Source organism: Lysobacter capsici (assembly GCF_014779555.2).
Lineage (GTDB): Bacteria > Pseudomonadota > Gammaproteobacteria > Xanthomonadales > Xanthomonadaceae > Lysobacter > Lysobacter capsici.
Window position 1 is genome coordinate 5,039,108 of sequence record NZ_CP094357.1, and the last position, 24,363, is coordinate 5,063,470.

The 24,363-nt window shown below is 67.8% G+C and carries 29 protein-coding genes; 12 read left to right on the forward strand and 17 right to left on the reverse strand.

Annotated elements, in window-relative coordinates:
* The first annotated feature begins 12 nt into the window (after positions 1–12).
* Both IEQ11_RS20710 and IEQ11_RS20715 read left to right on the forward strand, forming a co-directional pair.
* Positions 13–588, forward strand: a complete 576-nt coding sequence (locus IEQ11_RS20710; protein ID WP_191822761.1) for an NADPH-dependent FMN reductase — start codon at positions 13–15, stop codon at positions 586–588.
* Positions 585–1,091 carry a RidA family protein gene (locus IEQ11_RS20715; protein ID WP_052756387.1) on the forward strand — a complete coding sequence of 169 codons (507 nt, stop codon included), beginning with the start codon at positions 585–587 and terminating at the stop codon, positions 1,089–1,091. The genes IEQ11_RS20710 and IEQ11_RS20715 overlap by 4 nt, the downstream gene beginning before the upstream one ends.
* A gap of 104 nt (positions 1,092–1,195) precedes the next feature.
* Here IEQ11_RS20715 and IEQ11_RS20720 read toward each other — a convergent pair whose 3' ends face one another.
* On the reverse strand, positions 1,196–1,999 hold the full coding sequence (locus tag IEQ11_RS20720; RefSeq protein ID WP_247024627.1) for an N-acetylmuramoyl-L-alanine amidase: 804 nt from the start codon (positions 1,997–1,999) through the stop codon (positions 1,196–1,198).
* 441 nt (positions 2,000–2,440) lie between these two features.
* Between IEQ11_RS20720 and IEQ11_RS20725 the strand changes: the two genes are divergently transcribed.
* Positions 2,441–2,632, forward strand: a complete 192-nt coding sequence (locus IEQ11_RS20725) for a hypothetical protein (RefSeq protein ID WP_057922571.1) — start codon at positions 2,441–2,443, stop codon at positions 2,630–2,632.
* 104 nt (positions 2,633–2,736) lie between these two features.
* Here IEQ11_RS20725 and IEQ11_RS20730 read toward each other — a convergent pair whose 3' ends face one another.
* The 8 genes from IEQ11_RS20730 to IEQ11_RS20765 form a co-directional block, all read right to left on the reverse strand.
* A complete protein-coding gene (locus IEQ11_RS20730; RefSeq protein ID WP_096415928.1) occupies positions 2,737–3,216 on the reverse strand; it encodes a hypothetical protein in 480 nt (159 codons plus the stop codon).
* Between the two features lie 137 nt (positions 3,217–3,353).
* Positions 3,354–3,839 carry a hypothetical protein gene (locus IEQ11_RS20735; RefSeq protein WP_191822759.1) on the reverse strand — a complete coding sequence of 162 codons (486 nt, stop codon included), beginning with the start codon at positions 3,837–3,839 and terminating at the stop codon, positions 3,354–3,356.
* Between the two features lie 92 nt (positions 3,840–3,931).
* Positions 3,932–4,417 (reverse strand): hypothetical protein, encoded by a 486-nt coding sequence (locus IEQ11_RS20740; RefSeq protein ID WP_191822758.1) that lies wholly within the window; start codon positions 4,415–4,417, stop codon positions 3,932–3,934.
* Between the two features lie 292 nt (positions 4,418–4,709).
* Entirely contained in the window at positions 4,710–5,957 is a 1,248-nt protein-coding gene (locus IEQ11_RS20745) for a family 8 glycosyl hydrolase (RefSeq protein WP_228464833.1), read from the reverse strand.
* A gap of 270 nt (positions 5,958–6,227) precedes the next feature.
* Complete coding sequence (locus IEQ11_RS20750; RefSeq protein WP_228464831.1) at positions 6,228–7,478, reverse strand: acetyltransferase domain-containing protein; 1,251 nt, start codon at positions 7,476–7,478, stop codon at positions 6,228–6,230.
* A gap of 259 nt (positions 7,479–7,737) precedes the next feature.
* Positions 7,738–8,643: a phosphogluconate dehydrogenase (NAD(+)-dependent, decarboxylating) gene (gnd, locus tag IEQ11_RS20755; protein WP_096415936.1), complete on the reverse strand. Its 906-nt coding sequence runs from the start codon at positions 8,641–8,643 to the stop codon at positions 7,738–7,740.
* A 154-nt stretch (positions 8,644–8,797) separates the two neighbouring features.
* Positions 8,798–9,205 carry a hypothetical protein gene (locus IEQ11_RS20760; RefSeq protein ID WP_191822757.1) on the reverse strand — a complete coding sequence of 136 codons (408 nt, stop codon included), beginning with the start codon at positions 9,203–9,205 and terminating at the stop codon, positions 8,798–8,800.
* A 76-nt stretch (positions 9,206–9,281) separates the two neighbouring features.
* On the reverse strand, positions 9,282–10,373 hold the full coding sequence (locus tag IEQ11_RS20765; protein ID WP_191822756.1) for an alpha/beta fold hydrolase: 1,092 nt from the start codon (positions 10,371–10,373) through the stop codon (positions 9,282–9,284).
* Positions 10,374–10,628: 255 nt separating this feature from the next.
* Here IEQ11_RS20765 and IEQ11_RS20770 point away from each other — a divergent pair, with 255 nt between their 5' ends.
* The 3 genes from IEQ11_RS20770 (at position 10,629) to IEQ11_RS20780 (ending at position 12,844) form a co-directional block, all read left to right on the forward strand.
* The gene (locus tag IEQ11_RS20770) at positions 10,629–11,021 is read left to right on the forward strand and encodes a YciI family protein (RefSeq protein ID WP_046657924.1); all 393 of its coding nucleotides are present in this window, start codon (positions 10,629–10,631) and stop codon (positions 11,019–11,021) included.
* 139 nt (positions 11,022–11,160) lie between these two features.
* A complete protein-coding gene (locus tag IEQ11_RS20775) occupies positions 11,161–12,264 on the forward strand; it encodes a DUF1615 domain-containing protein (RefSeq protein WP_191822792.1) in 1,104 nt (367 codons plus the stop codon).
* Between the two features lie 214 nt (positions 12,265–12,478).
* Positions 12,479–12,844 (forward strand): DUF1428 domain-containing protein, encoded by a 366-nt coding sequence (locus IEQ11_RS20780; protein WP_036106558.1) that lies wholly within the window; start codon positions 12,479–12,481, stop codon positions 12,842–12,844.
* 329 nt (positions 12,845–13,173) lie between these two features.
* On the opposite strand, the gene IEQ11_RS20785 is transcribed toward IEQ11_RS20780, so the two are convergent.
* The 5 genes from IEQ11_RS20785 to IEQ11_RS20805 form a co-directional block, all read right to left on the reverse strand.
* Positions 13,174–13,431, reverse strand: coding sequence for a hypothetical protein (locus IEQ11_RS20785; protein ID WP_191823808.1), 258 nt, complete (start codon positions 13,429–13,431; stop codon positions 13,174–13,176).
* Positions 13,428–14,297: an aldo/keto reductase gene (locus IEQ11_RS20790; RefSeq protein WP_247024629.1), complete on the reverse strand. Its 870-nt coding sequence runs from the start codon at positions 14,295–14,297 to the stop codon at positions 13,428–13,430. The genes IEQ11_RS20785 and IEQ11_RS20790 overlap by 4 nt, the downstream gene beginning before the upstream one ends.
* 169 nt (positions 14,298–14,466) lie before the next feature.
* Positions 14,467–15,021: an HD domain-containing protein gene (locus IEQ11_RS20795; protein ID WP_191823806.1), complete on the reverse strand. Its 555-nt coding sequence runs from the start codon at positions 15,019–15,021 to the stop codon at positions 14,467–14,469.
* A gap of 168 nt (positions 15,022–15,189) precedes the next feature.
* Complete coding sequence (locus tag IEQ11_RS20800; RefSeq protein WP_191823805.1) at positions 15,190–15,615, reverse strand: RidA family protein; 426 nt, start codon at positions 15,613–15,615, stop codon at positions 15,190–15,192.
* A 185-nt stretch (positions 15,616–15,800) separates the two neighbouring features.
* Positions 15,801–16,214, reverse strand: coding sequence for a rhodanese-like domain-containing protein (locus tag IEQ11_RS20805; RefSeq protein WP_046657930.1), 414 nt, complete (start codon positions 16,212–16,214; stop codon positions 15,801–15,803).
* Positions 16,215–16,304: 90 nt separating this feature from the next.
* Here IEQ11_RS20805 and ftrA point away from each other — a divergent pair, with 90 nt between their 5' ends.
* Positions 16,305–17,306, forward strand: a complete 1,002-nt coding sequence (gene ftrA, locus IEQ11_RS20810; RefSeq protein ID WP_191823804.1) for a transcriptional regulator FtrA — start codon at positions 16,305–16,307, stop codon at positions 17,304–17,306.
* Between the two features lie 20 nt (positions 17,307–17,326).
* On the opposite strand, the gene IEQ11_RS20815 is transcribed toward ftrA, so the two are convergent.
* Together IEQ11_RS20815 and IEQ11_RS20820 are read right to left on the reverse strand one after the other, a co-directional pair.
* Complete coding sequence (locus IEQ11_RS20815; protein ID WP_191823803.1) at positions 17,327–17,938, reverse strand: HAD-IA family hydrolase; 612 nt, start codon at positions 17,936–17,938, stop codon at positions 17,327–17,329.
* Between the two features lie 102 nt (positions 17,939–18,040).
* Complete coding sequence (locus IEQ11_RS20820) at positions 18,041–18,616, reverse strand: GNAT family N-acetyltransferase (protein ID WP_191823802.1); 576 nt, start codon at positions 18,614–18,616, stop codon at positions 18,041–18,043.
* A gap of 309 nt (positions 18,617–18,925) precedes the next feature.
* Between IEQ11_RS20820 and IEQ11_RS20825 the strand changes: the two genes are divergently transcribed.
* The 3 genes from IEQ11_RS20825 (at position 18,926) to IEQ11_RS20835 (ending at position 21,425) form a co-directional block, all read left to right on the forward strand.
* Positions 18,926–19,750, forward strand: a complete 825-nt coding sequence (locus IEQ11_RS20825; RefSeq protein WP_191823801.1) for an alpha/beta fold hydrolase — start codon at positions 18,926–18,928, stop codon at positions 19,748–19,750.
* An 80-nt stretch (positions 19,751–19,830) separates the two neighbouring features.
* The gene (locus IEQ11_RS20830) at positions 19,831–20,364 is read left to right on the forward strand and encodes a DUF2306 domain-containing protein (RefSeq protein WP_191823800.1); all 534 of its coding nucleotides are present in this window, start codon (positions 19,831–19,833) and stop codon (positions 20,362–20,364) included.
* 128 nt (positions 20,365–20,492) lie between these two features.
* Complete coding sequence (locus tag IEQ11_RS20835) at positions 20,493–21,425, forward strand: hypothetical protein (protein ID WP_191823799.1); 933 nt, start codon at positions 20,493–20,495, stop codon at positions 21,423–21,425.
* A 7-nt stretch (positions 21,426–21,432) separates the two neighbouring features.
* On the opposite strand, the gene IEQ11_RS20840 is transcribed toward IEQ11_RS20835, so the two are convergent.
* Positions 21,433–23,115 (reverse strand): amidohydrolase family protein, encoded by a 1,683-nt coding sequence (locus IEQ11_RS20840; RefSeq protein ID WP_247024631.1) that lies wholly within the window; start codon positions 23,113–23,115, stop codon positions 21,433–21,435.
* Here IEQ11_RS20840 and IEQ11_RS20845 point away from each other — a divergent pair.
* Together IEQ11_RS20845 and IEQ11_RS20850 are read left to right on the forward strand one after the other, a co-directional pair.
* Positions 23,089–23,529 carry a hypothetical protein gene (locus IEQ11_RS20845; protein ID WP_191823797.1) on the forward strand — a complete coding sequence of 147 codons (441 nt, stop codon included), beginning with the start codon at positions 23,089–23,091 and terminating at the stop codon, positions 23,527–23,529. The two genes, IEQ11_RS20840 and IEQ11_RS20845, sit on opposite strands and share 27 nt — an antisense overlap.
* Entirely contained in the window at positions 23,526–24,212 is a 687-nt protein-coding gene (locus IEQ11_RS20850; RefSeq protein WP_191823796.1) for an SIR2 family NAD-dependent protein deacylase, read from the forward strand. Before IEQ11_RS20845 ends, IEQ11_RS20850 begins: the two co-directional genes overlap by 4 nt.
* The last annotated feature ends 151 nt before the right edge of the window (positions 24,213–24,363 follow it).

Consider the following 24,363-nt stretch of genomic DNA (forward strand, 5'->3'; position numbering starts at 1 on the left):
TGGAATGCCTGCATGAATCCCAATCTCCATCTGGCGCTGATCTACGGCAGCGCCCGCGAGGGCCGTTTCTGCGACGTGGTCGCCGACTGGGCGAAGCGCCGCATCCTGCGTCATGGCGGTTTCGACGTCGACGTCATCGATCCGGTGGACTGGCCGCTGTCGGGCCGCATCGGCCGCCAGGACGAAGCGCGGCTGCAATCCCTGCGGCAACGCCTGCACGCCGCCGATGCGTTCGTGGTGGTGACGCCCGAGTACAACCACGGCTATCCGGCGCCGTTGAAGGCCTTGATCGATGCCTGCTACGAACCGTGGCAGGCCAAGCCGGTCGCGTTCGTGAGCTACGGCGCCAGTTCCGGCGGCCTGCGCGCGATCGAGCAACTGCGTCAGGTCTACGGCGAGTTGCACGCAGTCACCCTGCGCGACTGCGTCACCCTGGCGCACGCGTGGCGCCAGTTCGGCCCCGACAGCGAACTGCGCGAACCGCAGGCCGCGCACAAGGCGATGACCACCTTGCTGTCGCGCCTGAGCTGGTGGGCGCTGGCCTTGCGCGATGCGCGCGCCAGCACGCCGTACGAGGTGGCCGCATGAACGGTTTCGAGCGCGCCACCCGCGAACCGGTGCGGCGTCACGACTTCGACGACGGCGATCATGCGCAAGGCCCGCAATCGGGCGACCGCCTGCTGTCCAGCGGCGGCGTGTTGCCGTTCCTGGTCGGCGCGACGGTGCCGGCCGGTCGCCCGCTGCTGTTGCTCAGCGGGCATACGCCGCCGGTGATCGATCGCGACGCGCCGGCCGACAGCATCGCCGCATTCGGCGACACTCATGCGCAGACCGACGGCTGCCTGCGCGAACTGGAACGCAGCCTGCGGCGTCTGGGACTGGAGATGGGCGATCTGGTGCAGTTGCGGGTGTACGTGGTCGGCGACCCGGCGCTCGGCGGACGCATGGACAACGAGGGCTTTTCGCGCGCCTACGCCCGCTGGTTCGGCACGCCCGAGCAACCGCATCGGGTGGCGCGCACGCGGGTGCAGGTGGTCGGTCTGGTCAATCCGGGCTGGCTGGTGGAGATCGAGGCGATCGCCGCGGCTTGAGTTCGGCCCGATGCGGCGCGGCGCGCATCAATCGCGGAATGGCTCGCGCCGCGAGCGATTCGAATCCCGATCGCGGCGACGCATCGCCCCGCTCGACGACTGCCTCAGCGCAGCGGCTGCGCCGGCAGCGGCGTCGGCGCTCCATCGGGCAGCGCCAGCAGCTGGCGTTGCAGGTCGTACAAAATCTCCGCATCGCCCGCCTGCCACTCGCGCACCTCGTTGCCGCGGAAGTGGCGGTGGAAGGACGCCAGCGCGGCGCCGGGCTCGCGCAGGTCGTAGCCGATCAGGCGCAAGGCCGCCCAGGCATCGAAGCCCGGCGGCGGCGCGCTCAGCGGCGCGCGCGGCCACAGGCCATAACCGGCCTGCGCCAATCGCTGCCATGGGAACAACACGCTCGGATCGGTCTTGCGGGTCGGCGCGATGTCGCCGTGCGCGACGACCAGGTATGGCGGGATGCTCAGCCGCTTCGTGAGATCGGCGAGCAGGCGGATCAGGCTGTCGATCTGCGCATCGGAGAACGGCTCGGTGCCGTCGTTGTCGAGTTCGATCCCGATCGACGCCGAATTGAGGTCCGAGATATCGCCCCAGCGGCCGGCGCCGGCATGCCAGGCGCGCTGATCGTCGGCGACCAACTGGAAGATGCGGCCGTCGTCGCCGATCAGATAGTGGGCACTGACCTGACCCTGCGAATTGCGCGTGCGCAGCGTCTGCAACGAGCGCTCGACGCTGTCCTGCTGGGTGTGGTGCAGCACGATCAACTGCGCGCGCCGCTGGTTGTAGTTCGGCGAGGGATGCCACTGCGCGAGCGGATTGTGCGGCGGAACCGAGGCGCAACCGGCCGCGAACAGAATCGACGACAGCGCGGCGGCGCGCAGCGAGCGGTGCAGTGCGGAGGTCACGGGCGGCACTCGTGCGGCGGGGGTTGCGGCGATGATCGCGCGATGGGGCGACCCGGGGCAAATCCGCGATCGCCGGATTTGGATTCGGAGCGGTCGCGAAGCATTTGGCTTGAAGGCCTTCCCGCAAACACTCGGCGACGCGCGATCTCGCGCCCATCCCTTCAAGACCGACGCTTTTTGTTCGCTAGCGACGAAAACCGAACACCAATGTGTTCGAGCAACCCGACGAAAACCGCGGGCTCCGCCCTGTCCCATCACGCGTCGAAACCTCGCGTGATGGGCAAACCCTTACAACTGTCATCCCCACGGCCTTTGGTGATGCATTGGACAGTTCGCGCCCGATACGTGGCCTACAGTGGCCGCGGCGCGAGCGCTCGCCCGCGCTCCGGCGTTCGCGATCAGCGCCTTGTTCGGTTCGCCGGCTCAATCGCCACGGCAGGAGGATCACCCATGAAATCCAGGACGATCGGCTATCTGGCCGCGTTCGCGTTGGCCGCTTTCGGATTCGGGTTCGGCGTGCAGGCCGCTTCGTCGGCGCCGCCGGATAAAGCGCTGTGCAGTTACAAGGTATGCCAGGACCGCTGCGGCGGCCTGCCGGGCTGGAGCCCGGGCAACGGCGAGCCGTGCCGCTGCTGCGATTGAAGATGCATGTCGCAGGACCGGTCGAGGTCGCGCGCCTCAAGACGCGCGCCTGAAGCCGGTCGATCGCCGCGCGGGCCGAAGACCCGCGCGGCGACCGGTTGCGATCAGCCGCAGCCTTCCGGGCCGCACGGCGACAGATTGCGGTTCTGCAGCGCCCGATCGGCGTTGTCCTTGTTGCTCTTCTTCTCTTCGCGGCGCTGGGCCACGGTCTTGCAGATGCGCTCGACCCGGTTGCTGCCGACGGTGCGCACGCGTTCGCAGACCAGACGGTCGTCGTCGGTCTTGCCGGCGTATTCGATCCAGGCCATGTCGACCCGAGCCTGATCCTGCTCGGCCTGGCTGAGGTCTTCGTAGCGGCGGTTTTCCAGCAGCTTGCTCAGCTTGTCCTGGCGCTCGCGTACTTCCTGGCGAGTGGCCGGATTCAACTTGCCGTAGGCGCCCTTGCCGGCATCGATGTCGGCGCGGATGGTCTTTTGTTGTTCGAGCACGGCCTGTGCGTCGAACGGCGTCGCCGGGGGAGCGGCGAACGCGGTGGCGGTGGCGCACAAAGCCGTCAAGACGACGGACAGAAAAATCTTACGCATGGCAATGGCTCTCGGTCCTGGATTGAAAACGAGCGGGAGCATCAGTGCTCCACGCTTACGACGCATGGCCCGGCCGGTCATGAACGTCCGGGCCCCGCGGGCAACGCACGGGCTCCGCCCGCGCGCTGTACAACACTTCAGATGCAGTTCAACGCATCGGGCTTGCAACTGCTCAGGCTGCGATTTTGCAACGCGCGATCGGCGTTGTCCTTGCTGTTTTTCCTGTCGTCGCGGCGCTGGGCCAGGGTCTTGCATACGCGCTCGACCCGGTTGCTGCCGATGGTGCGCACGCGTTCGCAGACCAGGCGGTCGTCGTCGGTCTTGCCGGCGTATTCGATCCACGCCAGATCGAGCCGCGCCTGATCCTGCTCGGCCGGGCCGAGGTCTTCGTAGCGGCGGTTTTGCAGCAGCCGGCTCAGCTTGTCCTGGCGCTCGCGCACTTCCTGGCGGGTCGCCGGGTTCAACTGGCCGTACACGCCCTTGCCGGCGTCGAGGTCGGCGCGGATGGCCTTTTGTTGTTCGAGCACGGCCTGTGCGTCGAACGGCGTCGCCGGGGCAGCGGCGAACGCGGCGGCGGTGGCGCACAAAGCCGTCAACACGACGGACAGAAAGACTTTACGCATGGCGGTGGCTCTTGCTCGAGGCCTGGAAGCGGGCCGAAAAGGAAGGACGGGCGCCCGCGCTCACGGGGCACGCGCTTGACGATGGCGGACGCTCAGCAACCGCCCGGACCGCACGGGCTGATCGTGCGGTTCTGCAGCATCTGCATGGCCTGGTCCTTGCTGTTCTTGGTCTCGTCGCGCAATTGCGCCACCAGCTTGCACACGCGCTCGACCCGGTTGCTGCCGGTGGTGCGCTTGCGTACGCAGATCAGCTGATCGTCGTCGGTCTTGCCCAGGTACTTGATGAAGACCATGTGGGTGCGCGCGCGGGTGCGCTGCGCTTCGTTGAGATCGTCGTACTGATGGCCCTGGAGCATCGCCACCAGCTTGCGCTGGCGCTCGCGCAGTTCCTGCATCGAGATGTCGTCGAGCTGGGCGTAAGGCCCGGCGCCGGCCTCGATGTCCTTATCGATCTGGGTCTGTTCGTCCAGCACGGTCTGGACGTCGAAGGGTTCGCCCGGCAGGGTCTGCCCGACGGCGGGTGCAAGGGCGGGTGCGATAGCGGTGAGCAAGATCAAGCCCAATAGGATGGCGCGCATGTCCGTTTGCCTCGTTGGTGGCGGCCGCACGGCCGCAGGCGAGGCGCCGGCCGGCGCCTCGCGGCACTCCATAGATCCACTACGCCGACGGGCCCCAACCGTGCCGGCGATTCGATCCTAATGGAGACCCGAGGCACACTCCACCGACTTTTGGCCTAAATCGGTACGAAGGTTTTGCAAAATTCGTTTGTTTCGTGCTGCATCGCAACACAAACGCAGGGGAGCCGACGGCGCCCTACCCCACACGGCCGCGCCGTTGCGGGCGGCGCCTGAGCGCCGCCCGCCGCCGGACTCAGGGCTTGAGCCAGTTGTTGGACACCGCCAGCATCGACAGCAGCTTGACGCTGTCGCCGTAGTAATCGCCCGGCGCGCCGCTGGCCATGTAGGTCCACAGCTTGTCGAGCCAGGCCTGCGCGTCGGGGTCGACGGTCGCCGCGACCGCGAACGGCGCGGTGAAGAACACTTCGTTGTAGTTGTCGATCACGGTGCCGTCGAGCTTGTAGCCGGCCTTGACGTTGTTGGGATTGTTGCCGGCCTTGACCCGGATCCATTGGCTGAGCTTGCGCGCCGCGGCGCGCGAGCGGGTGTCGCCGCTGACCGCCGCGTCGATGCCGATCCGCCACGGCACCCGGCCGGCGTTCCAGGAATAGTGGCCGTCGTGGTCGCCTTCCAGGAAGCCCGCCGATGCCGGCTTGGCGGCGGTGTTGGTGTTGACGATGAAGTCGGGCAGCAGGCCGGTGTTGGGCGCGTAGCTGCTCTGCATCCGGGCGATCAGGGTCTGGTGGGCGTCGAGCACGCCGGTCCAGTAGCTGTCGCCGAGCTTGGCGCCGAACGCGCGGAAGTGGCCGAGCATCCAGTCCGAACTGCGGGTGGAGTTGTAGTAACTCGGCGAACTGCTGTCGACCCAGTCGCCCAGGTTCACCAGCTTGCTGGTCGGATGCACGTTGCTGCGGCGGATCGCCGCGATCACCTTGCGCGCCTCGCTGGCGTAGTTGATCGCGCCGCCCGAGCCCCACTGCAGATCGGCCAGCAGCAGCGCGTAGGCGATGTCGAGATCGCCGTCGGTGGCCGAATCGGCGCCAACCACGTTGTTGCAGTTGACGTCCTGCGCCCAGGCCAACAGATCGGCGTCGTTGTTGCTGGGATGGCCGCGGTTGTAGCGGTGCAGGCCGTCGAAATACGCCTGCGCCTGCGGATCGTTGCCGGCCATCATCACCGTGATCAACATGCCGTAGCCCTGACCTTCCGAGACCGTGTAGGCGTCGCCGGTGTCGGCCTTGATCCGGTATTCGCCGGACCGGCACGCCGGCTTGAGATAGCGCTGTTTCCAGGTGGTGTAGAACGACGCGGTGGATTGATCGGCCGAGGCGCGGCCGACGCTCGGGCTCAAGGTGCCGCTGACGTAGGCCTGGCGATGGCTGCCGAACGGATAGTTCGGCGCGGCGATCGCCGTGCCGGCCGCGGTGGCGGCGACCAGGGCGAGCAATTGCATACAGCGCCGCAGCGGCAGCCGGCGCGAGGGGGAGGTGACGGTGGTCATGGGACGTCTCCGAAGTGGGGAACGAAGCGGGACGGCGCCGCGCACTCCAGCGTCCGCCGACGCGCCGCGCGCGCTGCGTTTCGACGATGGACGAATGAAAAACCGATCCGGTGTGGCGGCGAAGGATTGCGTCGCGTTGCCGCGCATGCCGGGCAACGAACGCAACCCAGGCTAGCGCGCCAGGCGCGGCGCGTACCTGAGCGGCCGTGACCGCGCGTGTGAACCTGGCTTGCGCTGCTTCGCAGATCGACCAAGGTCTTAGGTCTTAGATCACAGGTAGCTCAACCAGCGATCGCGGCGCCGCCGCTTGAGCTGCGCGAACCAGCGCGAGAACGGATACAGCAGCGCCAGCACCGCCAGCCAGACCGCGAACACCGCCGGCAAGCCCAGGCCCCAGCCCGATTCGAACACCTCGCGCGGATGGCTCAGGATGCCCACGAACACCGCGGCCGGAATGCCGCCGGCCACGCCGATCATCAAGGCCGCGGCGTGGACCACATAGATATGCAGCAGGTAGGTGAACAACGGCGTGCGGCCGTAAGCGAGCAGGACCGCGCGCAACGGCCCGCGCAGGCGCTGCAGCGCCAGCATCAGCAGCAGCGACACGCCGAGCGTCGCCAGCGCGTACTGCAACGACGGCGGGTACTTGGACACGTTGAGGAAGGACAGCGCATCGAACAAGGGATCGGGCATGCGTCGCCATGGCGAGGGATCGCCGATCGAGGCCAGACGCAGCAGCGCGAACGCGACCAGCATCGCCAAGGCCAGCGCGGCGAGTGCGCGCGCTCGGCGCGCCTGGGGCAACACGAACAAGGGGCCGATCCCGTAGCCCAACAGCATCAGGCCGATCCACGGCAGGGCCGGATAGGCGACGAAGCCCTCGATGCCCGGCAGCACGCCGGGCCGCATCGACAAGGTCCATACCGGCGCCAACGCGCCCAGCCGCGCCGGGTCGAATCCGCCCAACGCGCCATGCCCGGCGACGATCGCGATGCCGAACGCGAGCACCAGCGGTCGCGGCAACCACAGCAACGCCGCCATCGCGATCATGCCCGCGCCGATCGCCCAGATCACCTGCAGAAACAGGAACGGCCACAGGAACTGGAAACCGAACACGATCACGGTGAGCTCAAGCACGATCAGCCAGGCGCCGCGCGCGAGCAGAAACCGCGACAATTCGGAACGGGACTTGCCGCCGATGCTCTGCAGGAAGATCGACACGCCGGCGAGCAACACGAAACTGGGCGCGCACAGATGGGTGACCCAGCGCGTGGCGAACAGCAGCGGCGTGGTCTGGTCGAGATCGGTGGGGTTGAACGCGAACGCCTGACGATGGAAATAGTCGCGCACGTGATCGAGCACCATCAGCGCGATCACCAGCCCGCGCAGAGTATCGATCATGTCCAGGCGCGGCCGGCCCAGGCGGGTCAGGCCGGCGCGGTCGGGATCGGTCTGGCCGGCCGCGGCCGCTATCGGCGGGGAATCGGCCGCGGTGGCCGAAGTCGGCGATGAGGTCGACATGCGCAAGCCCTGAGTGCCGCCGGATGCGGCGCAGGCGAGCATAACGCGGCGGCCTGGAGCGAGCGCTTGCCGACCCGCGCGGGCCGGCGAGTCAGCGAAGTGTTTGCGCGACGGTGTTCAGACCCGGCCGTTTTCGAATCGGAAGGGGCTGACGCGGGCCGATCCAACGTCGGCAGCGAGCCCGCTACAGCGCAAGCACCGAAACCAGGCGGCCTCGGCCGCCATGCTGTTTCCGAACCGGCCTCACCGCGCCGCGTTTTTATTCCTTGCGAATCGCATGCCCGCCGAATTCGTTGCGCATCGCCGCCAGCAATTTGTCGGCGAACGAATCCTTGTCGCGCGAGCGCAAACGCTCCAGCAAGGACGCGGTGATGACCGGCGCCGATACGTTGAGATCGATCGCCTCGGCCACGGTCCAGCGGCCTTCGCCGGAGTCTTCGACGTAAGGCGCGATGCCGTCCAGGCTCGGGTTCTTGCCCAGCGCGTCCGAGCTCAGGTCCAGCAGCCACGAACGCACCACGCTGCCGTGGCGCCAGATTTCCGCGATCTGATGCAGGTCCAGGCCGAAGTCGGCCTTGTGGCCCATGATCGCGAAGCCTTCCGCGTACGCCTGCATCAAGCCGTACTCGATGCCGTTGTGGACCATCTTGGTGAAGTGGCCGGCGCCGCTCGGCCCGACCCGGCCCCAGCCGCGATCGGCCGCGGGCGCGAGGGTTTCGAAGATCGGCCGCAGCCGTTCCACCGCCGCCGCTTCGCCGCCGATCATCAGGCTGTAGCCTTCCTTCAGCCCCCACACGCCGCCGCTGGTGCCCGAATCGACATAGTGCAGGCCATGCCCGGCCAGTTCGGCCGCGCGCCGCATCGTGTCCTTGTAATTCGAATTGCCGCCGTCGATCACGGTATCGCCGGGCGACAGCAGCGGCAGCAGTTCGGCGAGGGTCGCGTCGACCACCTGCCCGGCCGGCACCATCAGCCACACCGCGCGCGGCGCGGGCAGCGCGGCGACCAGTTCGGCCAGCGAGGTCGCCGGCACGATGCCGCGCGCGGCGGCCTGCTCGCGCGCGGCCGGACCGGGATCGTAACCGCCGACGGTGTGGCCGCCGCGGACCAGGCGTTCGGCCATGTTGGCGCCCATGCGGCCGAGGCCGACCATGCCAAGTTCCATGTTCTCTCCAGTAGCGATTGCTGTTCGGTGGGCCGGACCTGCGGAGGATTCCGCCGCGGCGAAGCCGCTGATGTTCCCGCCCGGCCCGATAAGGAAGTGTGAGCGAAAACGCGCGATCAAAGTCCGCTCACGCAACGCAGTGTCGCGCTTTCGCTCAAGCCGGCGCGGATGCGGCCGCGGCGGCGGCCCGGCGCGCGGCGCGGCGGCGATGGATCGCGTGCATGCCCATCGGCAGCAACGCCAGCGCGAGCAATAGCGCGTTCACGCCGATCGCCAGCCAAAGAAACTCCGCATCGCGATAGTCGATCGAGGCCACGAGCAGACCGATGACAGGGCCGACCGCGGCGATCGTGCTGTGCCAGCGCGCGAGCGTGTGCGAGCAGTAGCGATCGAACAAGGCCAGAAACGCGAACACCACCAGATGCAGCGCGCTCCACGGCAGCACCAGGTAGAAGGTGAAGAACAGCGCCAGCATGCCGTCGTAGTTCGACGCCCAGGCCGGGCCCGACACGGCCAGCACGGCGAATGCCGCCAGGGTCGTGGACAAAGTCTTCGCCCGCATGGTCCTCGCCTGCGTTGGAAGGGACGCTGCGACTATCGGCGTTCGCCGCGCGCGCCGCAAGCATGCGGCGACCGGCTCAATGGAACGCGCGATCGCCGATCCGCCACAGCAATCCACGCGAAGCCTGATCCTTGCCCCGCTTGCGCATCTGCATCGCCTCGAACACCGCGATCGCGGTCGCGGTGGGCTGATCGTTGGGAATATCGTGGCTGCTGTTCTCGATCACCACCCGCTTGCCCGCGCGCGAACTCGCCATCAACGCGAGGTGGGTCTGCTCGCGCGCCGCGGTCAACGCCTTGAGATCGTCGGGCGCGACGCCCTGATACGGTCGGTCGGCGCTGAGCACGATCAGCGGCTTGCCGTCGTGGCGTTCGCTCTTGGCCACCGCGCCGGCATACAGCGCGGCGCGCTGCTGCGAAGCGGAGATCATGCTTTCCCAGAACGCGGGTTGGGACCGCCAGCCGCGGATGGCCGCGTTCAAGCCGTCGCTGTAGTTCGGGTTCGCGCCGCGCAGGCAGTTGCGCAGCGCCGGCGGCGGCGTGGCCGCCGCGAGCTTGCCGTCCTTCGCGCCTTGTTCGCAGGCGCGGTACATCGCCAGCATCTTCGGCGCGACCTCGGTCTCGGCCTTGGCGTAGGCCGGCGAGAATTCGCCGACGTTCTGCTCCGGCGGATCGATCAGGATCAGCGCCGACACCCATTTCGGATACAGCGTGTCGAAGCGGCGCACGACCTGGCTGCCGTAGGAATGGCCGACCAGGATCACCGGCGTGTCGATATCGGCCGCGTCGATCAAGGCATGCAGATCGTCGACATCGGCCGCAAGATCGCGCGGCAACGGGCCGGCATCGCTATAGCCCATGCCGGCGCGGTCGTAGGCGCACACGCGGTTGTGCTCGGCGATGGCCGGCTGCGACCTGGCCCAGGCCAGCGAATCAGCGGCGAAACCCGCTTCCAGAATCACGGTCGGCTCGCCCTGGCCGCTGCAGCGCAGATTGAGATGGCGGCCCTTGCCGATGTCGACCCGCTGCGCGGGCGCGGCATAGACGTCCAAGGCCGGGTCGGGCTTGGGCGCGGATGGCGGCGCCGCGAACGCCGGCACCGTAGCCAACGACAGCAACGCCCACCACGGCGGCGACACACGCCCGCGCTTCGTCCCGGAATCGCTCATGCCCGCCCTCGCCTTCGGTCGATGAAGGCGCGATGGTAAACATCGGATTGTCATGTCCGCTCGCGCGATCGCGCGGCCGAGACAGACCCGATTCAGCTGCGCGGCGCGGGCCCGATACGCCAGTGAAAAAGTCCGCCGCGTGTGTCGATCCGGCCGCGGCCGGTTCGTCGTCCTTACAAGAACGCGGCATTGCAGCATGGCCCAGCGCCGACGCCAGCCGCGACCAACCACCCGCTACACCACGGAGACACGTCCATGCGCTTCATGATGCTGATGATTCCCAAGGGCTACGAATCGGCCGCGCCCGGCACCCTGCCCAGCGCCGAACGGATCGAGACGATGACGGCCTATAACCACGCGCTGCAGGAGGCCGGCGTGCTGATCGCGCTCGACGGCCTGCATCCGCCGTCGATGGGCGCGCGGGTCAGTTTCCCCAAGGGCCAGCCGCCCCGGGTCGTCGATGGACCGTTCCCGGAAGCCAAGGAAGTGCTCGGCGGCTATTGGATGCTCAACGTCGCCTCGCGCGAGGAAGCGATCGAATGGGCCAGGCGTTGCCCGGCTTCGGAAGACGAAACCATCGAGATCCGCCAGGTGATGGGCATGGAGGATTTCCCCGACGAGGTGCAAAAACAGGTCGCCGATCGGTGAGCGATGCGAGAGCGTCGAGCCGCCGCGTTGCCCACGCGCGCGGCTGAACGCCATCGCGCGATCGCGCTGGCCGCGCCGCCAAGCCGCCCGTATCCTGCATGCGTTCCCATCCGGCTTGGCCAACCCCGTGTCCCGACCCTTGCCCACCGCCGGTTCGACTTCGGAACGCCGACGCCTCGCCATCTTCGCGCTGCTCGCCACCCTGCTCGCCGGCTGCGCGAGCCAGCCCAGCCAGGAAGGACGCCAGCCCGCGGACGTGCGCGCCGAACTCGCGCGCAAGATCCCGGCTTCAACCGCCGACCGCGAAGGTTGGGCGGCCGATATCCAGGCCGCGCTCGCCGCGCAGCGGATCGATCCGTCCAGCGAGAACCTGTGCGCGGTACTGGCGGTGATCGAGCAGGAGTCCGGCTACCGCGCCGATCCGGCAGTGGACGGACTGGCGCGGATCGCGCGCGAGGAAATCGACCGTCGCGCGGCGGCGAAGCACGTGCCCCGGTTCATGGTGACGGCCGCGCTGCAGATCAAATCCCCCGATGGACGCAGCTACGCGCAGCGGCTGGAATCGGTGCGCAGCGAACGCGAACTGAGCGAACTCTACGAAGACATCATCGGCCGCGTGCCGCTGGGCAGTCGCTTATTCGCCGGCATGAACCCGGTGCAGACCGGCGGCGCGATGCAGGTGAGCATCGACTTCGCCAAAACGAACGCGCGCGACTATCCGTATCCCCTGACCGGCTCGATCCGCGAGGAAGTGTTCACCCGCCGCGGCGGCCTGTACTTCGGCATCGCCCATCTGCTCGGTTACGCCACGCCCTACACCCGCAAGCTGCACCGTTTCGCCGACTACAACGCCGGCTGGTACGCCAGCCGCAACGCCGCCTTCCAGAACGCGGTGAGCAAGGCGTCCGGCATCGCGCTGGCGCTGGACGGCGACCTGCTGGCGCCCGGCGCGTCGATGAAGGCGCCGGGCAAGACCGAGATCGCGGTGCGCGCGCTGGGCGCGCGGCTGGACATGGACGATGCCGCGATCCGGCGCGCGCTCGCCCGCGGCGACCGGCTCGATTTCGGCGAAACCGATCTGTACACGCGCGTATTCGCGCTGGCCGAAACCGGCGGGCCGCTGCCGCGCGCGCTAGTGCCCGGCATCGCGCTGGAAAGCCCCAAGATCACCCGCAAGCTGACCACCGCCTGGTTCGCCGATCGGGTCAACCAGCGCTATCAGCGCTGCATGCTCAAGCCCTGACAGGCGCGGCGCGAGCGATCGGGCATCGCCCGGCGGCGCCGACGCGAACGCCGGAATCGCGCGAACGCGCCGTTTCCTGAACAGGCGAAAATCAATTCGACCGCGATGTCGATTCCCGCGCCGTCGGTTCGTCGTTCCAATGAGGCAGGCAGTTCACCGGCGCGATCGCGCAGCCCTGCCCCCATTCGTTCCGTGTTCCCACCAGGAGATTTCCATGTCCTACATCGACGGTTTCGTGATCGCCGTACCCGCGGCCAACAAGCAGAACTTCATCGACTACGCCCGCCAGTTCGACCCCATCTTCATCGAACTGGGCGCGCTGCGCGTCATCGAAGCCTGGGGCGACGACGTGCCGGACGGCAAACTCACCGACTTCCGCAAATCCGTGCAGGCCACCAGCGACGAAGTGGTGGTGTTCTCCTGGATCGAGTGGCCCGACAAGGCCACCCGCGACGCCGGCATGAAGAAAATGATGGAAGACCCGCGCATGGACCCGTCCAACCCCGACAACCCGCCGATGCCGTTCGACGGCAAGCGAATGATCTTCGGCGGCTTCGAGCCGGTGGTCGAAATCAAGTAACCACATCGCCCACCCGGACGTTCGCCCCGCGCTCCACGTGGCGAGCGCCCGGATACGACCGACACATAGCCCGACCACCTCAATCAGCGCTGCGCCGAATCCAGGACGCTATCTCAGTCCAAACCCATGCTGCCAGGTTCATCCCCCAGCGCTGCGAAGCCTGCAACTCGCGAGAACAAAAGCACACCCGAAGGGCGGCGCACATGGATGTGCGCCGTGCGCCACCGGGACAGGATGTCCCGTGTGGCGCATGCCCGCGTAAGCCCCGCACTTGCGGGCTCTTGATTCACAAAAAAGCATTTTTCTTTGGTTACCTTTCTTTTGTTGCTTTAGACAAAAGAAAGTAACCCGCCCGCTTGCGGGCGGAAGCTGTTGATCTTGCTGGAAGCCGCAACGGCTTCGAAGCTCATGAAACCAAAAGCCGGATCAACAAACTTTTCATGAGCATGGAAGAAATCGTCAGCCGCCCGTTCAAACAGAATCTGAAGCACAAAAACCACTGACGCAAACGAACCCACGCTAATCCACACACGCGGCGCACCGCTCTTCCAAATCCCAAATCCCAAATAACCAATCCCGCCCCTCAAGCCACCTCCCGCCCCGCCCCCACCTGCCAAATCTCATACCACTCTTCCGCGCTAAGCCGAATCGACAACGCCGCCACCGCCTCCCGCAACCCCTGCACACGCCCACTGCCCGTAATCGGCCAAGGCCGCGACGGATGCCGCAACAACCAGGCATAAGCCATCGTCGCCACCGACGCCCCACCGTGACGCTCGCCGACCGCAATCAGACGCTCGCGCACACGCGCGGCATGAGCGTCATCAGCGGCGAACAAACGCCCGCCGCCGAGCGGCGACCAGATCATCGGCCGCATGCCGAGCAACTGACATTGATCGAGCGTGCCGTCGTCGAGCGCCGGCAAATGCAGCGGCGACAGCTCGATCTGATGCGTGGCCAGCCGATGCCGCGCATTCAACAACTGCAGCTGCGAGGGCGTGTGATTCGACACCCCCACATGCAGCACCTTGCCGGCCGCCTTGAGCTGTTCGAAGGTCAGCGCCAGCGCGTCGGCGTCCATCAGCAGATCGGGACGATGGATCAGCAACAGATCGAGCCGGTCGGTGCGCAGCGCGCGCAGCGAATTCTCGACCGAGGTCCGCACATGCGCCGCGGAGGTGTCGTAGGACTTGATCCGGTGATCGGGCCGCTGCGCCGAAGTCAGCTTGATCCCGCACTTGCTGACGAGGCGGATGCGATCGCGCAGCCCCGGCTCGGCCGCGAGGGCTTCGCCGAACAAGGACTCGACCCGGTAATCGCCGTAGATATCGGCGTGATCGAAACTGTCGATGCCCAGCGCCAGCGCCTCGTTGATCCATCGCAGGCGCTGGCCGACATCGAAGCCCCATTCGGCCATGCGCCAGGCGCCGGCGACGATCGGAGACAGTTGCAACGAAGATGGATCGACGGATGCGGACATGGCGGGCACGAGCGATGGGGGACGCTCAGTCTAGCCGCGACCGCTGCGTGCGCCAGCCTCCAGACGAACCGGTCATCGCTCGCGACCGAATTACATCCGCGCGGGCCCCAGCACCGGCACGATGCGCGCCGGACGTCGTCGCTCAAGCCGCTTCGTGATCGACCAGTTCCACCGCGCGCGCATGCACCGAGTCGAACAGCGCTTCCAGCCGCGGGTGCACGCCGCGCACGCCGTCGATCACCCGCGCCGACCAGTCGAAGTACTCTTGCTTGCGCTGACGCGACCAGTCCCGCGGCGGCGCGGCGAGCAGATCGCGCAGATTGCAGATCTTGTCGGCGAGCTTGACCAGTTGCGCCTCGCGCGAGGCATGCGCGGCGTGTTCGATCTGCAGACGCTTGCGCTCGGCCTTGGGCAGGGCCTTGTCGTCGCTGACTTCCAGCACGACCGCGGCGATGCGGGCGCCGAACATCGCTTCGAGCTCGTCCGCGCGGGTGTCGGTGTCCTCGATCGTGTCGTGCAGCAAGGCCGCGCACAGCACGACGGTATCGTCGACGCCGCCTTCGTTGGCCAGCACGTCGGCCAGGGCGATGGGATGGTTGATGTAGGGCGAGGCGGCCTGGTCGAGGCGGCGCTGGTGGCGGTGACGCTCGGCGGCGAAGGCCGCGGCGCGGATCAGCAGGCGGTGATCGGTGCTCATATGGTTCTCCTGGTCGTCCACAGGCCCGCGCCCAGCCGTCGGCGCCACGCGGCTCGGCCGCGCGGCGACAATCGAAAGGGGGAGCGCGGCGGGACCGGTCGCAGAATGCGAGTCCGGTGCGGCCACGGATGCATTGTAGCGCGTCGGTGGCCGCTGCAAGCCGCCGACTTAGGGGGCTACGGCCGCGACCGCCTCGATCTCGAACAACATGCCGTCCAGGGCCAGGCGCGGCACCGGGATCAGAGTGCAGGTCGGCCGATGATCGGCGCCGAACGCCGCGGCCAGTTCTTCGCCGAACACGCGCAGGCGCTCGTGGCTGTGGTCGACGATCAGCACGGTCAGCTTGACCACGTCGCGGCCGCGCGCGCCGCCGGCCTCCAATGCGGTCAGCAGATTGCGCATGGCTTGGCGCACTTGCCGGCGGAAATCGGGATCGAGCGCGCCGTCGACGCTCTCGCCGCCCTGCCCGGCGACGATGATCCAACGCGCCCCGGGCTCGACCCGGGCCAGATGCGAATAACCATTGGGCGCCGGATCGTACAGGCCGGCCGGATTGCTGAGTGCGAACACGGGTTGCGGGATTGCGGCGTTCATCGTCGATCCTTGCAGGTGAGGTAAACCAAGTGCGGACGACGGCGCGACGTTCAATGCGTCGCGCATTCGTTGCACTGTCCTGCGGATGACGATCCGGCTCGTATTACCGTGACATGAGGATGCGCGAGACCGAAGCGGAGATCGCCTCGTCATGCAGCACGCATCAACTCACCAAGCGCTCCAACTCAAGCCACCGCGCCCTGCGCCGAGCGCTGCAACTCGAAGCCCTCGTCCAGCCAGCCGGTGATGCCGCCGGCCATCAATTTCACCGGGTAGCCCAACTCGGCCAGACGCAAGGCGCCGCGCGCGGCGCCGTTGCAGTGCGGGCCGGCGCAATAGGTCACGAACAAGGTCCGCGGCGGATACGCGCTCATGCGCGAGGCGATGATCTTGCGGTGCGGCAGGTTGATCGCGCCGGCGATATGGCCGCGCGCGAACAATTGCGGACTGCGCGTATCGACCAGCACGAAGCCGGGTTCGCCCGACTGCAGCGCCTCGCAGGTGTCCCAGCAGTCGGTCTCGAACGCGAACTGCGCCTGGAAATGCGCCATCGCCTGTGCGGGCGCGGCGGCGGGGATCGCGGTGACGGCGTTGGCCATGGCGGGCTCCAAGCTGGCGGTAGGTGCGGCCATTGTCGGCAGTCGCGCGGCGGTTCACCATTGGCGGCAATGCCATCTATCGATCAGATCATGCCTAAGTCGAAAACCGCGCCGCGCGGCATCGGGCCGATCAACCCGCGGGTCGCCGTGCTGGTCTACGACGGCCTGTGCGCATTCGAATTCTCCTGCGCGGCCGAAGTGTTCGGATTGCCGCGGCCGGAACTCGGCCGCGACTGGTACCGCTTCGAAACCTGCGCCGCGCAGCGCCGGCCCTTGCGCGGCCAGTACGGGTTGAAGCTGTCGGCCGACGCCGGCCTGGACCGGCTGGCCCGCGCCGGCACCGTGATCGTTCCGGGCTGGACCTCGCTGGACACGCCGGTGCCGCCGCGCATCCTCGCGGCGCTGCGCGAGGCGCACGCTCGCGGCGCGCGCTTGCTGTCGATCTGTTCGGGCGCGTTCGTGCTCGCCGCGACCGGCCTGCTCGACGGCCGCCGCGCCACCACCCATTGGCGCTATGTCGATGCGCTGCGCGAGCGCTATCCGCGCATCGAGGTCGATGCCAACGCGCTGTACATCGACGAAGGCCGCCTGCTCACCTCCGCCGGCAGCGCCGCCGGCCTGGACCTGTGCCTGCATCTGGTGCGGCGCGACCGCGGCGCCAAGATCGCCAACCATGTCGCCCGCCGCCTGGTGATTCCGCCGCACCGCGACGGCGGCCAGGCGCAATACATCGATCGTCCGGTCGACCGCAGCGAACGCGGCGCGCTGGCGCCGCTGCTCGACGCGCTGCGCCGGCGCTTGGCCGAACCGCTGCCGGTGGCGGAACTGGCGCGCATGGCGTCGATGAGCGAACGCAGCTTGATGCGCCGCTTCAAGGCCGCCACCGGAATGACCCCGGGCGACTGGCTGATCCAGGCGCGGGTCGAGCGCGCGCGCGAACTGCTCGAAACCACCGCCGCGTCGATCGACCGGGTCGCCGCGCAGACCGGCTTCGGCAGCGCGATCACCATGCGCCATCATTTCCGCCGCAAACTCGGGCTGAGCCCGCGCGATTACCGCGAACGCTTCGCCCGCGCCGCCGCGGCCGGCTAAGCGCTTCGTCCAGCGCGACCTTATCCGTCCAGCGCGCCGGCCTCGTCCAGCCACTGCCGCATCGACGCGACACCGCGGTAATGATGCGCATTGACCCCCAGCGCGGCGGCCGCGGCCACGTTGCGCGCGTCGTCGTCGACGAACAGCAGGCGTTGCGGCGCGGCGTCGGCGCGATCGAACGCGGCCTGGAACAGCGCTGCGTCGGGCTTGGCCACGCCGACTTCGCTGGAATTGACGACCGCGTCGAAATGCCGCGACAGCCCCAGCGTCTGCAGATCGCGCGGCAGGCGCGAGGTCGCGTTGCTGACCAGAATGCGGCGCAGGCCCGGCCGGCAAGCTTCGAGCAAGGCCAGCACCGGCGTATCGACTTCGCCGCACGACAGCGACCATTGCCGCACCGCATCGTCCGCCTGCGCGCGCGGATGCGCCGCGCGCAGGCGCGACGCGACCTGTTCGCGCCATTGGTCGTCGTCGATGCGCCCGGTCACCGCCTGGGCCAACAGCTCCGACGCGAACGCGGTCGCGCGCAGACTGCCGCGCGGCAGGTCGTGGGCGGCTTCGATCGCCGCGTCGCGCTCGGGCCAGCGGCGCAGCACCCCATCGAGATCGATCAGCAACGCGTGATAGTTCATGGCATCGCCCGCGGGTCGGTGGTTGTAGCGATTATCGGGCCGGTTGCCGGCCCAGATCGCGCGAGGCGCGTGCGCGATCGTGAATACGTCGAACGCGTCACCTCAGCCGGCCGCATCGCGCCCGCGCTCGAAGCGCAGACCTTCGGCGGCGCGCGCGTTGCCGCTGCGCACGAAGCCCAGCTTGCTCAGCACCCGCACCGAGGCCGGATTGGCCCATTCGGTTTCGGCTATCACCCGCTCCACCCGCGGCTGCGCCAGCGCCCAGTCGACCAGGGCGCCGGCCATTTCCGTTGCGTAGCCGCGGCCTTCGAACTGCGGCAACACCGCATAGCCGACCGCGACCTCGCCGTCGAGCGGCGGACCGATGAAACCGCCGCTGGCGACCAGCACCGATGCCGCGCCGTCCTCGTGCCGCGCCAGCGCATACCAACTGAACCAGCCGCCGCAGGCCGGCGCGGCCTGCAGCCACAGCGCGAACAGCGGCAATGCGTCGGCCACCGTCTGCGGCGGCCATGCATCGGGAATATGCGCATCGAGCAAGGCGGCGAACGCCGCGCGGTCTTCCAGTTCGGCGCGAGCCAGCGCGAGCGTGGCCGGCACCAGCCGCAGGCGCTCGGTGACGATCGGCTCGGCGCCCGGCGGGGCGATCGGAAGTACGGCATCGCGGGTGAAGCTCATGCTTGCGATCGCCTGACGAAACCGGAACTGGAGACTGCACCTTACCCCGCATGGCTGCGCGCAAGCGACCGCGGCCGCGCCGTGCCCTTCACGATCCGCGCCGTCGCGCGCTGACAAACGCGACGCGCATCACTCATCGCGCATCGCGTTGTCCTGCGCCGCCCGGGTTCTACGTGGGCTTCGTTCAGGGCGCCGATATCCGCATGCGACATCCGCGCCCTCCGCTTCCGCATTCCGCCAGGACGGCGCCGCGCGACCGGCGACTTCGCTGCGTCCGCTCCCCACGCTTGCCCCCACCACGGAGTCCTCATGAGCACCTTCACCACCCGCGCCGGCGTCGACCTGTACTACAAGGATTGGGGCAGCGGCCCGATCGTGGTGTTCTGCCACGGCTGGCCGTTGAGCGCCGACAGTTGGGAAGCGCAGATGTTCTTCCTCGCCGGCAACGGCTATCGCTGCATCGCCCACGACCGTCGCGGCCACGGCCGTTCCAGCCAACCGTGGGACGGCAACGACATGGATCACTACGCCGACGATCTGGCCGAATTGCTCGAACATCTGGACGTCACCGATGCGGCCTTGTTCGGTTTCTCCACCGGCGGCGGCGAAGTCGCGCGCTACATCGGCCGCCACGGCACCGCGCGGGTCACCAAGGCCGGATTGATCTCGGCGGTGCCGCCGCTGATGCTGAAGACCCCGGCCAATCCCGGCGGGCTGCCGATCGAGGTCTTCGACGGTTTGCGCGCCGGTTCGCTCGCCGATCGCTCGCAGTTGTACAAGGACCTCGCCGCCGGCCCGTTCTTCGGCTACAACCGGCCCGGCGCCACGCCGTCGCAAGGCGCGATCGACTGGTTCTGGCTGCAGGGCATGGCCGGCGGCCACAAGAACACCTACGACTCGATCGCCGCGTTCTCGGCCACCGATTTCACCGAAGACCTGAAGAAGTTCGACGTGCCCACGCTGATCGTGCATGGCGACGACGACCAGGTCGTGCCGATCGACGCCGCCGGCCGCGCCTCGGCCAAGCTGATCGCGGGCAACAAACTCATCGTCTACCCCGGCGCGCCGCACGGCCTGACCGACACCCACAAGGACCGGCTCAATGCCGACCTGCTGGCCTTCCTGCAATCGTGACACCCGCGCGCTGACACACACCGCCGCCCTCGCCCGCGCGCGACGGCGGTTTTCTCCCAGGTATCCCCAGGAGCCCAGCCATGTTCGGTATCACTGCGTTCGGCATGTTCCACACCGTACTCGGCCTGATCGCGGTCGCCGCCGGTTTCGTCGCGATCGCGCGCCACCACGAAATCGCGATGGCCTCGCGCAGCGGTTGGTTGTACGTCTGGCTGACCGTGGCCACCTGCATCACCGGCTTCTTCATCTTCCACCACGGCGGCTTCGGCAAGCCGCATGTGCTCGGCATCGTCACCCTGCTGGTGCTCGCGGTCGCCTGTCTCGCCGAGCGCCGCAAGCCGTTCGGCCGGTTCTCCCACTATGTCGCCGCGATCGGCTACACCCTCACCTTGTTCTTCCACATGATCCCGGGCTTCACCGAAACCCTGACCCGCCTGCCCGAAGGCCGTCCCTGGGCCAGCGGCCCGGACGACCCGCAACTGGCGCAGCTCATCGGCGGCGTGTTCGTGGCCTATCTGGGATTGATGGTGTGGCAGGGGTTGCGGATACGGCGCGAGCGTCGCCGTTCGCAGGTGGTGCATGACATCGCGTCGGCGGATCACGCGGGCGGCTGACTTGCATCTGCGTCGCATCGCTTGTTTACGTTGATGGGCTATCGGAGCGGTCGGCTCAGCCCCGACCGCGCCCGCGCGCGAACCGCGCTACCATCCGCGCTCAGCATGGAATCTCGCGCAAACCCGTCATGAAGACCCTGCAACTGTGGCCGATCCTCAGCCTGGAACCGAGCGAGGGCGAGCTGGTCGCCTTCGATATCGGCCCCGACCGCGCGGTGTACCTGTTGCATGCGCTCAAGCCGCTGGACTATCGGCGCGAAGACAAAGGCGCGAGTTTCGCCAAGGTCCGCCCCGCCACGCCGCAGCGGTACCGCGCGCAGGCCTGGCTGGATGGCGCGCAATTGCTCGACCTGTGCATCGACAACGAACCCTACAACGTCCACGCCCTGCAACCGCTCGGCGATGATCTGCTGTTGGTCTGCGCGCGCTCCACCTCGCGCGGCGGCCACAGCGATCTCAATGGCCGCGTCTATTCGCGCGACGGCCGGCTGCTGAACGAAATCGCGCTGGGCGACGCCATCGAGCACGTGCAGACGACCGCACGCGGCGAAATCTGGCTCGGTTACTTCGACGAAGGCGTGTTCGGCGACCATCCCCTGTCGGCGCACGGCCTGGTCGCCTGCGACCGGCAAGGCACGCCGGTGTTCCGTTACCAGCCCGACGCGCCGCTGGACACCATCGCCGATTGCTACGCGCTCAACGTCGCCAGCCACAACGAAGCATGGACCTGCTACTACACCGACTTCCCGCTGGTGCAGCTGCGCGATCATCGCATCGTGCGCCACTGGAACGTACCGGTGTACGGCGCGCATGCGTTCGCCGTGTATCGCGATCGCGCGCTGTTCGCCGGCGGTTACGATGCGCGCCACGCCTGTACCCTGCTGCGTCTGGACGACGGCCCGGACGCATCGGTCATGGCGACCTTCAAGCTGCTCGATGAGCACGGCGAACCGCTGCAGGCCGAACTCGTCCGCGGACGCGGCGACACCTTGTATCTGTACCGGGACGATAGCGTCTACGCCTGCGATATCCACCAGGCCATAAGCGCGTTTTCGAACTGACCGGCGCTCAATGCGCCGGGTGGCGCGCGTCCTTGAGCCGCTCGATCTGCTCGCCCAAGCCGCGTTCGAACGCCTGCCCCTCGCCCAGTCGACGATCGATCTCGGCCATCGGCAACCACCGTCCCTGCGCGAACACGCCGGCGATCTTCGACACATTCTGGGTATCGGCCAGCGGGTCGGCATCGAGCAAGACCAGATTCGCGCGTTCGCCTTCGCGCACCGCGCCGCTGCCGGCGTCCGGATCGAACAAGCGATGGGCATTGATCGAAGCCGCGCGCAGTACGTCCAGCGGGCTCAATCCGACCTCGCGCAGTTCGATCATCTCCTGCTGCACCGACACCCCGAACGCGAGCCCCGGCAGGGCCGCATCGGTGCCGACAGTCAGCCTGACGCCGCGCTTGTACAACTCGCGCGTCAACACGCGGGAGAAGTCGTAACCGGCCGAGAAGGTGTCGGCGCCTTCCTGATCGCGAAACGCCTGACTCAGGTAGCGATTGGCCGGCGGCGTCCAGTCCAGACGGGTGACCGGATCGACGAGCTTGATCCAGTCGCCCGGCACCGACGGCACCTCGCGCTGCACATACATGCCGACGATGGTCTTCAGCGTGATCAGGGTCGGCGTCACCGAAACGCCGCTGTCGTCGACCGCCTGCGCCAACGCCGGGATGTCGCTGGGCGACAGATCGCTGCCGATGCGAGCGAACCGCGCCAGCTCTTCGCTGTGGGCGATATTGGTCATCGGATGAGCGAACGCGAACGCACGATCGGCGCAGCTCGCGCAACCCAGTTCGGGCAGATGGCCGGTGGTGATGAAGCCTTGGCGCCGGGATTCCTCGACCACCGCCTGATAGGTCTCGCGATTGAGGAACTGATACGGCTTGATGAAATCGTAGCCGCGTTCGCGCGCGCGGCGCACCGCGGCGATGCCGTCGGCGGCGGTATACGGCGCTTCGGGCCTGGACGCCGGCGGCGTCGATTCGGGCTTGTTCGCCACCGCCGCGCGCGGCCCGTTGATGCGCTTGCCCACGTACAGCCGCGGGCCGTCGATGCGGCCTTGATCGATCTGCCCGCGCAGCCACAGCAGGTCCTCGTCGCTGCCCGCGCTGCCGCCGAGATTGGCCGCGCCGGTGACGCCGGCCTTGAGGAACGACAGCATCACTTGCCGGTCGTAGGCGTGATCGCGGCCCAGCTCGAGCGCGGCCATCGCCGGGTCCTTGCTGTCGCGGATCGCGCCTTCTGTGGCGATGTGCACATGCGCATCGACGAAACCGGGAATCAAAAACTTGCCGGTCCCGTCGACGACCGTCGCGCCCTCGACCCGCGTCCGCGCGCCCTGCGTCGCGATCCGCGCGATCTTGCCGTCGCGGATCAGCACCGTGCGATGGCGCAGCACTTCGTCGGTATCGACCGGTATCACGGTGACGTCGGTGATCACGTAGCTGCCGCCCGGCGCCGCCATCGCGGTGGCCGACAGCGACGCGAGCCCGAGGCCTAGCGCCAACGCATGAACGATCATTCCAGTCTCCGGTTGCTTGCAGGTCGATGATAACCACGCGATCGCGATGGACAGGGGCGAATCTCGCATCCCCGCGCATCGCAACCCGCCCTCAACAGATGCCGTCGATGGCGTCATGGTTGAAAGCCACAATCGCCCGACAGGCTTATGAACCACGACGATGACGATCGCCATATCGACCGGCGATGGCTGGCCTGCGACGCGATCGGCCAGGTCGCCGCGTTCACCACCGCCGGATCCGGCCCGATTCCGCGCTCGGCGCGGGCCGCTGTCGACGGGGCCGATGCCGGCGTGGAGGCCTTGCCGATCCGCGGCGCTTACCGGCTGATTGCGCACGCCGGCAACGCCGAGGATTGGATAAGCTGCGTTCAGAGCGGCCTGTTCGCCTACGATTGGAGTGACATCGTCGCGGACGATGGCGGTTACGCCTACGAATTGCTCGCCGTGCCGCTCGCTCCGATCCGGCTGCCGGAGTTGCCGTCGCCGCTGCGCGAGATCGCCGCCGCGACGACAATCGCCGATGTCGTCTTCGGCGAAAACGATCTGCTGTCGCGTCGTCTGCTTCCCGATACCGAGCTCCCCGCATGAAAGACAAAATCGTCGTATTCACCGGCGCAGGCGTCAGCGCCGAAAGCGGCCTGAAGACCTTCCGCGACATGGGCGGGCTGTGGCACGAGCATCGCCTGGAGGACGTGGCTTCGCCGCAGGGCTGGCAGCGCGATCCGGCCACCGTGCTGCGTTTCTACAACGAACGCCGTCGCGGCGTGCTGGCGGCGCGTCCGAACGCCGCGCACGAGGCCATCGCCCGTCTGGAAGAGCGCTATGAGGTCGTGGTGATCACCCAGAACATCGACGACCTGCACGAGCGCGCCGGTTCCTCGAACGTGCTGCACGTCCACGGCGAAATCCTCAAGTCGCGCAGCACCGGGCTGACCCCGCCACGCATCTACACGCTCAAGGGCCCGACCATCGAGATCGGCGATCTGTGCGAGCGCGGCAGTCAGTTGCGTCCGGACGTGGTCTGGTTCGGCGAGGCCGTGCGTCATATGGACGAGGCCGAGGCGCATTTCGCGACCGCCGCCAAGGTGCTCGCGATCGGCACCTCGCTGACCGTGTATCCGGCCGCGGGCCTGGTCGATTGCGCGCCGCTGTCCGCCGAGCGTGTGTTCGTCTCGCCGGAGGTGCAGCAGGTGCCGCGTCATTACCGCTTCATGCAAGGCACCGCGGTGGAGACCGTGCCGCCGTTGGTGCAGCGATGGATCTCGCAATGAAAGTGCACTAAGGCACTTTTTTAGCGCTGATTTTGGGGAATGCAGTGTGCTGGCGAGGACGCTAGCATGAGCATGCTCAAATCATCGCCCGTGGGGGACCGATGTTCGCCCAGAGCGGCCCGCACACCAGGGCCGCGTAAATGCATGAAAG

Bases quoted from the DNA above. Each gene is read 5' to 3' on its own strand.
- IEQ11_RS20710 (WP_191822761.1), top strand. From the start codon at position 13: ATGAATCCCAATCTCCATCTGGCGCTGATCTACGGCAGCGCCCGCGAG.
- IEQ11_RS20715 (WP_052756387.1), top strand. From the start codon at position 585: ATGAACGGTTTCGAGCGCGCCACCCGCGAACCGGTGCGGCGTCACGAC.
- IEQ11_RS20725 (WP_057922571.1), top strand. From the start codon at position 2,441: ATGAAATCCAGGACGATCGGCTATCTGGCCGCGTTCGCGTTGGCCGCT.
- IEQ11_RS20730 (WP_096415928.1), bottom strand. From the start codon at position 3,216: ATGCGTAAGATTTTTCTGTCCGTCGTCTTGACGGCTTTGTGCGCCACC.
- IEQ11_RS20735 (WP_191822759.1), bottom strand. From the start codon at position 3,839: ATGCGTAAAGTCTTTCTGTCCGTCGTGTTGACGGCTTTGTGCGCCACC.
- IEQ11_RS20740 (WP_191822758.1), bottom strand. From the start codon at position 4,417: ATGCGCGCCATCCTATTGGGCTTGATCTTGCTCACCGCTATCGCACCC.
- IEQ11_RS20745 (WP_228464833.1), bottom strand. From the start codon at position 5,957: ATGACCACCGTCACCTCCCCCTCGCGCCGGCTGCCGCTGCGGCGCTGT.
- IEQ11_RS20750 (WP_228464831.1), bottom strand. From the start codon at position 7,478: ATGTCGACCTCATCGCCGACTTCGGCCACCGCGGCCGATTCCCCGCCG.
- gnd (WP_096415936.1), bottom strand. From the start codon at position 8,643: ATGGAACTTGGCATGGTCGGCCTCGGCCGCATGGGCGCCAACATGGCC.
- IEQ11_RS20760 (WP_191822757.1), bottom strand. From the start codon at position 9,205: ATGCGGGCGAAGACTTTGTCCACGACCCTGGCGGCATTCGCCGTGCTG.
- IEQ11_RS20765 (WP_191822756.1), bottom strand. From the start codon at position 10,373: ATGAGCGATTCCGGGACGAAGCGCGGGCGTGTGTCGCCGCCGTGGTGG.
- IEQ11_RS20770 (WP_046657924.1), top strand. From the start codon at position 10,629: ATGCGCTTCATGATGCTGATGATTCCCAAGGGCTACGAATCGGCCGCG.
- IEQ11_RS20780 (WP_036106558.1), top strand. From the start codon at position 12,479: ATGTCCTACATCGACGGTTTCGTGATCGCCGTACCCGCGGCCAACAAG.
- IEQ11_RS20795 (WP_191823806.1), bottom strand. From the start codon at position 15,021: ATGAGCACCGATCACCGCCTGCTGATCCGCGCCGCGGCCTTCGCCGCC.
- IEQ11_RS20800 (WP_191823805.1), bottom strand. From the start codon at position 15,615: ATGAACGCCGCAATCCCGCAACCCGTGTTCGCACTCAGCAATCCGGCC.
- IEQ11_RS20805 (WP_046657930.1), bottom strand. From the start codon at position 16,214: ATGGCCAACGCCGTCACCGCGATCCCCGCCGCCGCGCCCGCACAGGCG.
- ftrA (WP_191823804.1), top strand. From the start codon at position 16,305: ATGCCTAAGTCGAAAACCGCGCCGCGCGGCATCGGGCCGATCAACCCG.
- IEQ11_RS20815 (WP_191823803.1), bottom strand. From the start codon at position 17,938: ATGAACTATCACGCGTTGCTGATCGATCTCGATGGGGTGCTGCGCCGC.
- IEQ11_RS20820 (WP_191823802.1), bottom strand. From the start codon at position 18,616: ATGAGCTTCACCCGCGATGCCGTACTTCCGATCGCCCCGCCGGGCGCC.
- IEQ11_RS20825 (WP_191823801.1), top strand. From the start codon at position 18,926: ATGAGCACCTTCACCACCCGCGCCGGCGTCGACCTGTACTACAAGGAT.
- IEQ11_RS20830 (WP_191823800.1), top strand. From the start codon at position 19,831: ATGTTCGGTATCACTGCGTTCGGCATGTTCCACACCGTACTCGGCCTG.
- IEQ11_RS20835 (WP_191823799.1), top strand. From the start codon at position 20,493: ATGAAGACCCTGCAACTGTGGCCGATCCTCAGCCTGGAACCGAGCGAG.
- IEQ11_RS20845 (WP_191823797.1), top strand. From the start codon at position 23,089: ATGAACCACGACGATGACGATCGCCATATCGACCGGCGATGGCTGGCC.
- IEQ11_RS20840 (WP_247024631.1), bottom strand. From the start codon at position 23,115: ATGGCGATCGTCATCGTCGTGGTTCATAAGCCTGTCGGGCGATTGTGG.
- IEQ11_RS20850 (WP_191823796.1), top strand. From the start codon at position 23,526: ATGAAAGACAAAATCGTCGTATTCACCGGCGCAGGCGTCAGCGCCGAA.